The organism is Pedococcus sp. P2_E2, from assembly GCF_056403955.1.
Map to the genome: position 1 here is coordinate 64,883 of NZ_JBFUEM010000006.1, position 13,765 is coordinate 78,647.

General features: G+C 71.6%; 9 protein-coding genes and 1 riboswitch. Of the genes, 1 reads left to right on the plus strand and 8 read right to left on the minus strand.

The features are described 5' to 3' along the window. The 8 genes from AC1DWR_RS13550 to AC1DWR_RS13585 form a co-directional block, all read right to left on the minus strand. Positions 1-1,542 (minus strand): hypothetical protein, encoded by a 1,542-nt coding sequence (locus tag AC1DWR_RS13550; RefSeq protein WP_477612462.1) that lies wholly within the window; start codon positions 1,540-1,542, stop codon positions 1-3. A 185-nt stretch (positions 1,543-1,727) separates the two neighbouring features. After that, a complete protein-coding gene (locus tag AC1DWR_RS13555) occupies positions 1,728-2,264 on the minus strand; it encodes an NUDIX hydrolase family protein (protein ID WP_477612463.1) in 537 nt (178 codons plus the stop codon). An 89-nt stretch (positions 2,265-2,353) separates the two neighbouring features. Next, positions 2,354-3,709, minus strand: coding sequence for an FAD-binding oxidoreductase (locus AC1DWR_RS13560; protein WP_477624650.1), 1,356 nt, complete (start codon positions 3,707-3,709; stop codon positions 2,354-2,356). Then, positions 3,706-4,548, minus strand: a complete 843-nt coding sequence (locus AC1DWR_RS13565) for an ECF transporter S component (protein ID WP_477612465.1) — start codon at positions 4,546-4,548, stop codon at positions 3,706-3,708. Before AC1DWR_RS13565 ends, AC1DWR_RS13560 begins: the two co-directional genes overlap by 4 nt. Next, positions 4,548-6,236 (minus strand): ABC transporter ATP-binding protein, encoded by a 1,689-nt coding sequence (locus tag AC1DWR_RS13570; RefSeq protein ID WP_477624651.1) that lies wholly within the window; start codon positions 6,234-6,236, stop codon positions 4,548-4,550. Before AC1DWR_RS13570 ends, AC1DWR_RS13565 begins: the two co-directional genes overlap by 1 nt. Continuing rightward, positions 6,233-7,324 carry an energy-coupling factor transporter transmembrane component T gene (locus AC1DWR_RS13575; protein ID WP_477624652.1) on the minus strand — a complete coding sequence of 364 codons (1,092 nt, stop codon included), beginning with the start codon at positions 7,322-7,324 and terminating at the stop codon, positions 6,233-6,235. Before AC1DWR_RS13575 ends, AC1DWR_RS13570 begins: the two co-directional genes overlap by 4 nt. Positions 7,325-7,330: 6 nt before the next feature. Further along, entirely contained in the window at positions 7,331-8,203 is an 873-nt protein-coding gene (locus AC1DWR_RS13580; RefSeq protein ID WP_477612468.1) for a hypothetical protein, read from the minus strand. After that, positions 8,203-9,852, minus strand: coding sequence for a prenyltransferase/squalene oxidase repeat-containing protein (locus AC1DWR_RS13585; protein WP_477612469.1), 1,650 nt, complete (start codon positions 9,850-9,852; stop codon positions 8,203-8,205). The genes AC1DWR_RS13580 and AC1DWR_RS13585 overlap by 1 nt, the downstream gene beginning before the upstream one ends. 103 nt (positions 9,853-9,955) lie before the next feature. Beyond that, a riboswitch (cobalamin riboswitch) is annotated at positions 9,956-10,082 on the minus strand. Positions 10,083-10,451: 369 nt separating this feature from the next. Here AC1DWR_RS13585 and ileS point away from each other — a divergent pair. After that, entirely contained in the window at positions 10,452-13,760 is a 3,309-nt protein-coding gene (ileS, locus tag AC1DWR_RS13590) for an isoleucine--tRNA ligase (protein ID WP_477612470.1), read from the plus strand. Positions 13,761-13,765 lie beyond the last annotated feature (5 nt).

Consider the following 13,765-nt stretch of genomic DNA (forward strand, 5'->3'; position numbering starts at 1 on the left):
TCAGGACTTGTTGTGTCCGGCTGCCTTGCCGTTGGCCTTGGGCTTGTCGTGGCCCAGCGCCTTCCCCTTCGACGTGGCCTTGCCGTGGCCCAGGGCCTTGCCCTTGCCGCGACCCTTGTCGTTGGCGTTGGAATCGGCCCTTGCGGCGACTTTGGCGGCGGCTTTGACGGCCTTGTCGTTGGCCCTGGCGCTCACCCTGGCCTGGCGGATGGCCCTGCGGGTCTCCCGCGCCGAGGCGTGGCCGTTGCCGTGGCCGTTGCCACCCGACACCCCGGGCCCGCTCGGCGGCGGGACGACCGGCGGCGTGCTCGGCGGTGTGCTGGGCGGGGTGGTCGGGGGAGTGGTCGGTGTGCTCGGCGTGGTGGGCGTGGTCGGGACCTCGGTGGGCGTCGACGGCGTCGAGCCCTGGGGGACGAAGGACGCCAGCACGATCTCGGTTCCCTTCGACCGTCCCGGCAGGGTCACTGTCTGAGGTGTCCTGCCACCGCCCGTTGCCGGTGGCTCGTCGGTGCCGGGCCGACCTGGCACGACCGGTGGGTTCTCGGTCGTGGCGTCACCATCGGAGGACGGAGACCCCGGGCGGGCCGGACCCTCTGCCGTGACGAGCGGACCCCCTCCGTGATCGCCGAAGAGGCCATCGATGGCCACGGTGATGAGACCGCTCATCGCAGCCGCCATGCCCACGCCACCGACGGCGAGCCCCCACACACCCACTCCGACGCCGACCCGGGCCGGCCGGCTCAGGGCCCCCGTCACAGACCCGACGGCAGCCAGGGAGATCGCCGGCGGGGACCCGGTGGCGGCTGCCTCCAGGCCGAGTAGCTCGGCCAGGGGGAGCTGCTCGACAGCGCCCACGGCCGGTCCGGCTTCGGCCCCGATGGCCGCGCCCACCGCGCCCGCGGTCACGATGGTCGTGGGGGGCGCAGCGTGGGCGGGGCCTTTCGCCGTCGGTGCCGGACCAGCGAGGGCTGCTGTGATGAGCGGGGTGACGAGCCGCACGTCGGCGACCTCGCCATCGCGACCGGGAGCGCGGAGGGCCTCGGTCAGCTCCCCGAGCGACATCGTCAGGCGCTGCTCGCTGCTCTGGACGAGGGCCAGCACGTCAGTGGGCTCGTGGTCGGTCAGGCGGGACGTGGCATCGCGATCCAGGTTGGCGACGAGCCCCATCGCGAGCACCTCCGCCTGCTCGGGTGGGCACGCCCGCAGGGTCTCGATGGCGTGGTCCACGTCGTCGCCGGTCGTCGAGGCGGTCTCGGGTGCGGTGCTCCCGGTGTCAGTCCTCAGGCTGCCTGCCGCGGCGGCCCGAGCCGAGCCGATGATGAGCTCGAGCCAAGCGTCCTCATCGGGAGGGCAGGCCATCAGCTGAGGGAGTGCCGCGGTCCACGCGCCGAGGGCCAGGTCTGACAGGGCGGCGGGGTCAGCGTCGGTCGTGACGCGCAGGTACCGCATCAGCACCGGGTTGGTGGCCGCGTACAGTCGTGCGAAATCGTCCTCGACGCCCCCCTGGGCGCCGAGGAGGTATGTGGCGATTTCCCACGGCACGCGCCCATTCTCCTCCGGTTGACGGTCAGTCTGCCTCAGCCGTTCGGCCCGGAGTTGGCGATTTCAGTTGTGGATCCGGTGCTCGACGTGCTTAGCCGCAGGTCACAGGGCTGACCGAGTCGGATGACGCCTGGCAGCGTGTCCGATGTCGGCGGGCTGAGACGGCGTGTCCGATGTCGACGAGCTCAGACGGCGTGACCGAGGTGGGCCATCGCCTGACGCAGCAGCGCGCCGTGGCCACCGTCCATCTCCTCGAGCAGCGAAGGGGCCACCGCCTCGTCGGGGGTGAGCCAGGCCAGGTCGAGGGCGTCCTGCTGCGGCTGGCAGTCGCCCGCGACCGGGACGACGAATGCGAGTGACACCGCGTGCTGCCTCGGGTCGTGGAACGGGGTGACGCCCGGTGTGGGGAAGTACTCGGCGACCGTGAACGGCAGGGGGCTCGCCGGGATCTGCGGCAACGCCATCGGCCCGAGGTCCTTCTCGATGTGCCGGATCAGGGCGTCGCGCACGCGTTCGTGGTAGAGGACGCGACCCGAGACGAGCTCGCGGTTGATCGCTCCGTCGGAGGCTCGCAGGAGCAGGCCGACTGCGGTGAGCGCCCCCCGCTCGTCCACACGTACAGGGACGGCATCGACATAGAGGATCGGCAACCGCTCTCGCGCCGCATCGAGCTCCTCGCGGGTCAACCAGGACTCACTGCGGCCGAGTTCGAGGTGGCTCATGTCCCTGTTTCTACCAGTCACCCCACCGCATCACCTTTATCGGGTCACTACACCTGGACCCGACAAGGGTGGGAACGGCGGGAGAAGGGTCAGGACCAGTAGACCCGGCCGGGGTTGAGGATCCCGCGCGGGTCGAAGAGGGCCTTCACGGCGCGCTGGCGCTCCAGCTCCCGCTCGCCGAGCTCCTGCGCCAGCCACGGGGCCTTGAGCGTGCCCACACCGTGCTCGCCGGTGATGGTGCCGCCCATCTGCAGGGCGGCCGTGATGATCTCGGTGAAGGCCAGGTGCGCGCTCTCGCGACTGGCCGGGTCGGCGGGGTCGAAGAAGATGCTGGGGTGCAGGTTTCCGTCGCCCGCATGCCCTGCCATGACGATCTCCAGTCCGCGCTGCGCGGCGATGGCCTGCCCGGTCCGGATGAGGTCGGTGAGCCGTCCGACCGGCACGCAGACGTCCTCCAGGTAGCGGGCGCCCTTGGCCTCCAGCGCCGGGCTGAGCGCCCGCCGCCCGGCGAGCAGCAGATCGGCCTCCGTGGGGTCGTCGGCCACGGCGACGTCCACGGCACCCGCGTCGGCGAGCACCGCGGCATACCGTTGCACGTCCTCGGCCGTGTGGTCGGGGCGGTCGGACTGCACGAGCAGGGCGGCCTCGCAGTCCTGCGGGAAGCCGTAGTCGGCCAGCGACTGCACGGCGGCGATGGCGGCTCGGTCGAGCAGCTCGACGAGCGAGGGCACGTGACGTTCGAGCCGCAGGCCGACGATGGCGCGCCCTGCCGCGTCGAGCGAGTCGAACGTCGCGAGCACCGTGAGCGCGGGGTCGGGCGCAGGCACGAGCCGGGTGGTCACCTCCGTGATGACGCCGAGGGTGCCCTCGGACCCGACGAACAGCCCGGTCAGGTCGAGTCCGGCCACACCCTTGGCGGTGCGGTGGCCGGTGCGGATCACCTCGCCCCCGGGCAGCACAACCTGCAGGGCGCGCACGTAGTCGGCGGTGACGCCGTACTTGACGCAGCACAGCCCGCCCGCGTTGGTCGCGACGTTGCCGCCGATCGTGCAGAACGCCGAGCTCGCGGGATCGGGTGGGTAGAACAGGCCCTGCGCCGCGGCGGCGTCCTTGAGGTCCTTCGTCACGACCCCGGGGCCTAGCACCGCCAGGCCCTCGAGCGGGTCGATGGTGGTGATCCGGTCGAGCCCCTCCAGGTTGAGGACCACGCCGCCCTCGATCGCCACCGAGCTGCCCGTGAGGCTGCTGCGGGCACCTTGGGGCACGACCGGCGTGCGCGTCTCGTGGGCCCACCGCATTACTTCGACCACGTCGCCCAGGTCTCGGGCCCGCACGACCTCGAACTGGTGGGGAGCCGTGRCACCCACCGACTCGTCCACGGCGTAGGTGGCCTTGACGTCGGGGTCGGTGACGGCGCGGATGGGCAGCGAGGTGTCCGTGCTCATCCTCGGAGCGTATGCCGCGGGGCCGGCTCCTCGCCGCTGCGCCGGTCCACGAAACCCGCCTCTGCGTCGAAGGCGGCTCGGCGGGAGGCCCGCCGCAGGGTCCCGAGGACCGCTCGGCCGGTGACCGCGATGAGGACGACGTTGGTCAGGGCTCGCCCGATGTCCCACCAGAGCGAGGTGGCCAGTGAGAAGACCCCGAACCGGCGCAGGTTCTCCCAGGGGGCGGCACCCGCCACGAACGAGACGTCGCTGGCGAGCCCGCTGGCGAACGGCCAGAAGGAGAAGTTGAGGGCCACGCCGTAGAGGAGCCCGGACACCGCGCCATAGGCGGCCAGCGTGACGAGCTCCCAGCGCGCCGGCACGCGGGGCAGCAGGCCTGCGCCGAGGCCGACCCAGGCGGCGCCCAGCATCTGATAGGGCAGCCAGGGCCCGACACCGCCGGTGATGAGCGCGGACGCGAAGAGCGTCGTGGACCCCAGGACGAACCCGAAGCCTGGACCGAACACCCGGCCCCCGAGGACGAGCAGGAAGAAGACCGTCTCCAGACCGGCGGTGCCGGCGCCGAGCGGGCGCAGCGCGGCACCCACGGCCGACAGAACGCCGAGCATCGCCACCGCCTTGACGTCGAGCCCTCCCTCGCTGATCTCGAACAGCACCACCGCCATCAGCAGCGGCAGGAGCAGGGCGAACAGGAGCGGCGCGTCGGCGCTGTGGCCGAGGCGGGAGTCCGCGGTGGCGAACAACGGCCAGCCGAACGCGAGCAGCCCGGCGACCGACACGAGGACGAGCGCCACGGTGGAGCGAGGACGAAGCGCGATCACCCTGATCGGTGAGGCCATCAGCGCACCCCTCCCGCCGTCGCCGTGACCGCGGCCTGCACCTGGTCGAGCCGGAGGAGCCGGGTCGGCGCGAGGACCTTGGCGACCTGAGGCGCGAACGCGGGGGAGTCACACAGGATGTTCGCCGCCGGGCCGTCAGCGACGACCCTGCCTTCCGACATCACGACCACGCGGTCGGCGACGTTCGCGGCGAACTCCACGTCGTGGGTCGCCACCACGAGGGCGCGGCCGCTGGCCGCGAGGTCGCGCAACAGGTCGCCGAGGACCGCCTTGGCGGGGTAGTCCAGACCGCGTGTGGGCTCGTCGAGCAGCAACGCGCCCGGTGCGGCAGCGAGCTGGATCGCGAGAACGAGGGCGAGCTGCTGCCCCTCGGAGAGGTCGCGTGGATGGTGGTCGTCGGGTATGCCGGGTGCGAGCCTGTCGAGGGTGGCCCGCGTCGAGCCGGGCTCCGCTGCCGCCTCGTGGTCGGCCTGGCGGCACTCGGCTCCCACCGAGTCGAGGTAGAGCAGGTCTGGCGCACTCTGGGGCACCAGCCCGATGTGGCTGCGCCGGACCTTGGGGGACTCGGTGGCGGGGTCGACCCGGCCACCCGTGGCGGTGAGGACGGTGACCTCGCCCGCGCTGCGGCTGCCCGTGCCGTGCAGGGCCCACAGGAGCGAGGACTTGCCGGAGCCGTTGCGACCCATGAGGACAGCGACCTCTCCATCGTGCAGGGAGAGGTCGACCGAGCGCACGGCGGCCACGCTCCCGTGCCTGACGTCCACGCCCACGGCTGCAACCCGATCGTGGCCACCCGTGGTTGAGGTGACAGGCGCGGGAGCGGTGGGGGACCCGTCGGCGGCAGCGTCTGCGGCGCGGGTCAGGTCCCGTCGAAGGGTGGTCGCGGCCCGCCTGGCGTCACGGACCGTCAAGGGCAGCGGTTGCCAGCCGGCCCATCGACCGAGGTGGACGACCGGTGGGGCGAGCGGAGCGGTGGCCATGACGTCCCGCGGGAGGCCGTCGCTGACCGTGCCGTCGTCCGCCACCAGGATCACGCGGTCCGCGGTGCCGACGATGCGCTCGAGCCGGTGTTCGGACAGCACCACTGTCAGGCCCAGGTCGTGGACCAGGCGCGACAGCGTCGCGAGGACCTCCTCGGCTCCCGTCGGGTCGAGCGCCGACGTGGGCTCGTCGAGGACCAGCAACCGGGGGCTCGCGGTGAGGACCGAGCCGATGGCGACGCGCTGCTGCTGGCCACCGGACAGGTCGCGCAAGGGCGCATCCCGCAGGTCCGCGATCCCGAGCAGGTCGAGCACCTCCTCGACGCGGCGTCGCATCGCCGGGGGATCGAGGGCGAGCTGTTCGAGCGTGTAGGCCAGCTCCTCCTCCACCGTGTCGGTCACGAAGCCGGCCAGCGGGTCCTGCCGCACCACCCCCACGATGCCGGCGAGGTCCCTCGGACGGTGCGTGCGGGTGTCCCGACCGCAGACGGTGACCCGTCCGGAGAGGTGGCCACCGGTGAAGTGCGGGACGGTTCCGTTGACGGCGCCGAGGAGGGTGGTCTTCCCCGAGCCCGTGCGGCCGGTGACGACGACGAGCTCCCCCTCCTCGAGCACGAACGACGCCTCGCGGAGGGCGGGGCGGGGGCTGCCGGCATACCGGATGGTCACGGCGTCGAACACGACCGGCGCCCTGGGGTCGGTGCTCATCGACCACCACTCCTTCGGGCTGCCGGAGGGGCCGGAGCCACGAGGGCGGGCACGGCGGCCAGCAGGATCCCCAGCACGGCGAGGAGTGGCAGCGCCGGTGCCGCCAACGGCTGGATCGGCAGGGCGAGGGCGTCGGGTGCTCGCCCGGCCTGGACCACCATGAGTGCAGCGGCCGCCACCCCGGCCCCGGCGACCAGCCACTCCGGGAGGGCCCACGGGTCGGGCCGGTAGACGCTGCGCTGCACGCTTGCGCCACCGACGCGCACGCCGATGGCGGACAGGGCCAGCCCCAGGGCAAGCATCGGCATCCCGATCACTGCCGGTGCGGTGCCGTCGAGCAACCCGTACATGCCGACCCCGGCGCCCATCAGCCCGGAGAGGGTCAGCGCCCCGGTGAGGCGGCGGGTGGCGGCCGACTGCTCGGAGCGTCGGCCGTAGCCGCGCGAGTCCATCGCCGAGGCGAGGGACAACGACCGGTCGAGGGTGTCCTGCAGCACGGGCAGGGCGACCCGGCCGACCGACCTGATCCCGCCACCGCCCTCGCCGCGCAGCACCCTGGCGCGACGCACGCGTTGGACACTCTCGGCGAGCTGCGGGGCCACGGTCACGGAGATGACGACGGCGGTGCCGATCTCGTGCAGGGCGCTGGGCAGGGCGCGAAGCAGCCGTTTGGGGTTGGCCAGCGCGTTGGCGGCCCCGATGCACGCGATCAGGCTCGCGAGGCGCAGCCCCTCGGCGGCGGCAGCGAGGACGCCCTCGAGGTAGAGCGGGCCCAGCACCGTGATGCCGGGGAGCTCGACGCTCGGCAGCCAGTAGAGCCGCGTGGTGCCGAACTTGAAGCCCACCAGCACGTGCAGCACCACCCTGAGCACGATGATGAACCCGCCGAGCACGAGGTAGAGCCGGAACGCACGCGACCACGGCGAGCTGCCGCGCCTGGCCGCGACGACCAGGCTGGCCACGCTCACGGCCAGCAGCAGCAGGAGCGGGTTGTTCGTGCGCGAGCAGGCCACCGCCAGCCCGATCGCCCACACCCACCAGGCGACGGGGTGCAGGTGACGGGACAGCGGTGTGCCGGCGGCGCGCACGAGCGGCTACGCGGTTCCTCGACGACGCACTGCGAGGTATGCCGCGCCGGCACCGACCAGCCCCACCAGACCGAGGCCAGCGAGCAGGGTCAGCGGCGAACCGGAGTCGGGCGTGGCCGATGCTGCGTTGTCCGACTCACCGCTGCCGGTGGAGCCGGCGGAGGTGGTGCCCGATGACGTCGCGGAGGTCGTGGTGGTGCCTGGCGAGGTCGTGGTGGTCGACGGCTTGGCGCCCGGAGTCGCGCTGCTCGGCGATCCCGGCCGGGTGCCGGCGCCAGCGCCTGTGCCGGCACCGGCGCCGGCCGCGGGGGTCGAGCCGGAGGTGCTGGAGCTGCTGGGCCGGGCCGGGGTGGTGCCCGCGGGTTTGGGTGCGGGTGGCTTGCTCGACGAGCTGGAGGCGCTCGGCTTGGGCGACGGCTTGGGCGTGCTCGGGCTGGCAGCCGGAGGCGGGCTGCTGGGGGCGCCGCCGGACCCGAACGCGAACCCGATCACGGTGCCCGGGGCGGGGTTGTAGCTGGCCACCCCCGAGCTGCTGTAGGTCCACGATCCACCGCGCGAGGCATGGAAGAACGCCCAGTAGGCGTTGGCCGGCGGCATCTGGACGCACGGGTCGCTGGCCGGTGTCCCGTTGATCCGGCACACGACGGTGCCGGGGTAGCGCTGGGGGCTCACCACCGTGGCCACGGCCTTGAGGGCGGACATGGCCGACGCCGGATCGCCAGGCGCGCAGGACGTTGACGAGCTGGATCCGTAGTCGATGACGACGGTGACCCCGGACGTGCCCGAGCACGCCGCCGCCTGGGCGGCCCCGCCCGGGAGGGCGAGGCCGCCGGCGACGACGAGTCCGGCGACGGCGACGAGGCGCGCGAGCAGCCGCATCAGGCGTGCACGCCCTTGCGCCGTGCCAGCACGATGGCCCCTGCTCCGGTGAGCAGCAGCAGCGCTCCGAGGAGGGTCGCCGCCGCCACATCGGCACCGGTGAAGGCCAGGTTGCCGGGCACGGCCGATCCGGGGTCGGAGGGGTCGGCCGGCGCCGGCGCGGCCGCGGTGGTGCTGGTGCCGGCACTGTTCGAGCTCGTCGAGCTGGTCGAGGAGGTCGTGGTGGAGGTCGTGACCGCGGGGCAGTCGAGTTCGGGCGCCGTGGCGTCGGCGCCGACGGCCGACACTGCGTACAGCGGCGTGCCGGCGAGTGCGAGGGCGGCCTGCGACGTCGAACGACGGTCCTGGTCCACAGGGGCTGCGGCGGTTCCGGCGTCTGCCTGGTCGTCGTAGGCGGTCTGGTCGTAGGCGATGCCACCGCGAACGCCTGCCGGGAACGTGCAGCCGTACTGCAGTGCGGCGACGAACGATGCGGCGCGACGAGCATTGGCGCTGCGTCCACCTGCCAGGAAGGCCTGTCCGGCGAGACCGGTGGTGTTGGCGTTGAGTCCTGTCTGGGGTCCGCCGCCTCCGACACCCCCCGACGCTGCCTGGCGCGTGGCGAGGTAGTCGAGGCCTGCGCTGACCTGAGCCGTCGCGCCGCCGATCGCGATCAGGGCCTGGACGGCCATGGCCGTGGCATCCGGGTCCGCGGAGGCAGGATCGGTGCAGCCGGCATCGGTCATGAACAGCAGGAAGCCACCGTTCGAGCACTGCTGGGTCAGCAGGTACGCCCGCGATGGGGCGCTCGTGGTGACGGCGGCCCGGTGCAGTCCGATGAGGGCGAGTGACTGGCCGAACGTGTTCGAGAAGTCGCCGTACTGCGACTGGTCCGAGAACCGGCCGTTCTGTGCCTCTCGCGCCTGCAGGGTCGCGACGAGGTTCTGACCCCCGAAAGCGGTCGGGTCCACACCTTGCGCGATGGCGACGTTGAGGAGCTTCGCGACCGCGCCCGCCGCGATCTCATTGGGATCGCCGAAGCCGACGTAGTCGAGGACGTGGTTGGCGAGGTACGCGGTGGTCAGGGCGGCCTCATCCTGCCCGGCCCCCGCTGCCGCGAGCGCCAGCACGGCGTCCGCGGTGACGCCGTAGTCGGCGAACGTGCCGAAGCCGGGGACCACGGTGGAGAAGTGGTGCTGGCCTGCGGCAAGCTCCCTGACGAGGTAGCCGGCGGCGACCAGGGCCGGGTCGGTGGAGGTCTCGGGGAGGACGGCGGCAGCGTTCAGCCCATACCGGCCCGCCCGGCCGCCGGGGACCAGTCCGAGGGTGGGGGAGGTGGTCTTGGCGGCGCTCGACTTGGTCAACCCGGTGGTGGCGGTCGTGGTGCTGGGAAGGGTGCTCGTCCCGGTGGTGGTCGAGCCTGTGGCGGACGTGGTCGTCGAGGTGTCGCTGGGGGGCGGGGTCGTGGTGGTGGCCGAGGTCGAGCCGGTGGGCTCGCTCGTGGCGCTGCCGGTCCCGGTGCTCGTGGTCCCGGTGCTCGTCGTGCTCGTGGTGCTGACCGGGGTGGGCTCGGTCGTCCCGGCGAACGCCGCGCCGGGCAGGACCAGGGCTGCCCCCAGTGTCAGGGCCAGTGCAGCGGCCGGACGGGCGCTGCGGAGGGTGCGGTGCATGGTGCCTCTTCACTGCGAACGGTGTCGCGACGGGTGCACCGGCACCAGAACGTGAAAGACCCCCGGCGTCGCTGGAGCGACATCGGGGGGCGGCCTCGGACCTGGTGTCCGGGCTCCGCCCCGCGTACCTCGACGGAAATGGAGCCGCTTCGCGATCCAGGTGTTCCGGCTCGCCGCGTTTCACTGCGGCCTACGGTTGCGGGTCAGCGCCGGAGTTGGACCGGCTTCCCCTGGTGTCGCGTCGTGGTGTTGCCCTGGGGCAACGCCGCTCAGACTACACCGCAGCACGGTGCCCTTCCGCCGCGCGGACGTGCCCTTCGTCACGGCCCGCTAGACTTGGGTGCACAGGCACTGAACCGGCCATCACCGGGGAGCCTCCGGAAGAACGGTCACGGCGCCACGCGGCATACGCGCGGGGTGGTGGCTCACTAGAACCGGACGGGTGGGTCCGTCACAACCTCGAGCAAGAGCGGTCGTATGCCGCGGGCCTCCTCGGGCGCGTGGGTGCGGCAAGCGAGGTGGTACCGCGGTGCCGCCGGGAATCCCGGCGATGTCGTCCTCGTGTGAAGAACACGAGTGATGTGAGGACCGCCGACACCATGACCTATCCGAAGGTCTCCAGCCACACCGAGCCCTCTGGCGTGCCCGCCTCGCCCCGATTTCCCGAGATCGAGGAGCGGATCCTCAGGTACTGGGACGAGGACGGCACCTTCGTCGCGTCGGTGGAGAACCGGTCGGCGGGCACGAACGGTGACAACGAGTTCGTCTTCTACGACGGGCCGCCGTTCGCCAACGGGCTGCCGCACTACGGCCACCTGCTGACCGGCTACGTCAAGGACCTCATCCCGCGCTACCAGACGATGCGCGGACGCCGGGTCGAGCGACGGTTCGGGTGGGACACCCACGGGCTCCCCGCGGAGCTCGAGGCGATGAGCCAGCTCGGCATCAAGACCAAGGACGAGATCCTCGAGCTCGGGCTGGAGAAGTTCAACGCCAAGTGCCGCGAGTCCGTGCTGAAGTACACGGGGGAGTGGCGCGACTACGTCACCCGTCAGGCGCGCTGGGTGGACTTCGACAACGACTACAAGACCCTCAACCCCGACTACATGGAGTCGGTCATCTGGGCCTTCAAGGCGTTGTACGACAAGGGCTACGTCTACGAGGGCTTCCGCGTGCTGCCCTACTGCTGGAACGACCAGACCCCGCTGTCCAACCACGAGCTGCGCATGGACGACGACGTCTACCAGAACCGCCAGGACCCGGCTGTCACCGTGGGCCTGCGCCTGGAGACCGGCGAGCTCGCGCTGGTCTGGACGACGACGCCGTGGACCCTGCCCGCGAACCTCGGCATCATGGTCGGCCCCGACATCGACTACGTCGTGGTCGAGTCCGACGTCACCGGCACCACCGAGCGCTACCTCATCGGTGAGGCGCGCCTCGCGGCCTACGCCAAGGACCTGTTCGGCGCAGACACCTCCGACGGCACCGACCCGGTCGACCCGCAGTCGCGCGTCGTGGAGCGGCTCAAGGGCAGCGACCTCGTCGGCCGGTCGTTCACCCCGCCCTTCTCCTACTACCTGGGCCACGAGCGTGCGCACAGGGTCTTCCCGGCGGAGTTCGTCACCACCGAGGACGGCACCGGGCTGGTCCACACGGCCGGCGCCTTCGGTGAGGAGGACAAGATCGTCACCGATGCCGCCGGCATCGAGCCGGTCATCCCCGTCGGTCCCGACGGCTGCTTCACCTACCCGGTGACCGACTACGAGGGTGTCCAGGTCTTCGACGCCAACGCGATGATCATCGACCACCTGAAGGCTCGGACGCGCGGTGAGGGCGAGACTGGTTCGGTCACCGAGGGCACCGTCCTGCTGCGCCGGGAGACCTACGACCACTCCTACCCGCACTGCTGGCGCTGCCGGCAGCCGCTGATCTACATGGCTGTCTCGAGCTGGTTCGTCGAGGTCACCAAGTTCAAGGACCGGATGCTCGAGCTCAACGAGCAGATCACCTGGGTGCCCGAGCACGTCAAGCACGGCCAGTTCGGCAAGTGGCTCGAGAACGCCCGCGACTGGTCGATCTCACGAAATCGCTTCTGGGGCAGCCCCATCCCGGTGTGGAAGTCGGACAACCCGGAGTACCCACGCCTTGACGTCTACGGCTCGTTCGCCGAGCTGCAGGCCGACTTCGGCGTGGAGGTCACGGACCTGCACCGGCCGTTCATCGACAACCTCACGCGGCCGAACCCCGATGACCCGACCGGGCAGTCCACCATGCGCCGGGTCGAGGACGTCCTCGACGTCTGGTTCGACTCGGGGTCGATGTCGTTCGCGCAGGTGCACTACCCGTTCGAGAACGCCGAGTGGTTCGAGCACCACTTCCCGGGTGACTTCATCGTCGAGTACATCGGCCAGACGCGGGGGTGGTTCTACACCCTGCACGTCCTGGCGACGGCGCTGTTCGACCGACCTGCCTTCTCGTCCTGCGTGAGCCACGGCATCGTGCTCGGCTCGGACGGCCAGAAGATGTCGAAGTCCCTGCGCAACTACCCCGACGTGCGTGAGGTCTTCGACCGCGACGGCGCCGACGCCATGCGGTGGTTCCTCATGTCGAGCCCCATCCTCCGGGGCGGCAACCTGGTCGTGACCGAGCAGGGCATCCGTGACGGCGTGCGCCAGGTGCTCATCCCGCTGTGGAACACCTGGTACTTCTTCTCCTTGTACGCCAACGCTGCTGGTGGCGGACAGGGCTACGAGGCGAAGTGGTCGACGGCCTCCACCGACCCGCTCGACCGCTACCTGCTGGCCAAGCTCGGCGAGTACGTCCGCACCATGCAGGAGCAGCTGGACGGCTACGAGGTCGCCAACGCCTGCGAGACGACCCGTGGCTTCCTCGACGTGGTGACCAACTGGTACGTCCGCCGCTCGCGCGAGCGCTTCTGGGACACCGGGACGGGCACGGGCTCGGGTTCGGAAGGCCGCGGTGCGGAGCAGGCGTTCGACACCCTCTACACCGCCCTCGAGGTCGTCTGCCGCGTGGCGGCGCCCCTGCTTCCTCTCACCACCGAGGAGATCTGGCGAGGACTGACAGGCGGCCGTTCGGTGCACCTCACCGACTGGCCGGACCACACCGACCTGCCGGCAGACCACGCCCTGGTCTCGGCCATGGACCGGGCCCGCGAGGTCTGCTCCGTGGCGTCGTCCCTGCGCAAGGCAGGTGGTCTGCGGGTGCGACTGCCACTCCAGGACCTCACCGTCGTGACGTCAGACGCGTTGTCGCTCAAGGACTTCGGCGGGATCATCGCCGACGAGGTCAACGTGCGCACTGTCACCCTCCGCGACCTCGGCGACGCCAGCGAGGCCGACTTCGGCATCACGCAGCGGCTCACCGTCAATGCCCGGGCAGCCGGTCCGCGGCTCGGGCGTGACGTCCAGCAGGCCATCAAGGGCAGCAAGTCCGGCGACTGGTCCGTGGCGCCCGATGGCACGGTGACTGCTGGGGGGCTGGACCTCGTCGAGGGGGAGTACACCCTCGAGATGGTGGTCGACTCGGAGCAGCAGGGCGGGGCCAAGGCCACGGCGATGCTGCCCGGTGGCGGCTTCGTGGTGCTCGACACCGAGGTCACCGCCGAGCTGGCCCAGGAAGGTCTCGCACGTGACGTCGTGCGGGCTGTCCAGCAGGCCCGCCGTGAGGCCGGTCTCGACGTGTCGGACCGGATCTCGCTGACCGTCACGGGGTCCCCGGCCGTCTGGGAGGCGACTGTGGCCCACCAGGCCCTGATCGTCGAGGAGACCCTGGCGACCCAGTTCGGCAGTGCCCCCCAGCTCGAYGCGCTGCCCCAGCGCGAGGACGTCGCGGAGGCCACGGTCGGCGACGGCGAGCCGGTGCGCATCAAGGTCATGAAGCTCTGACGGAA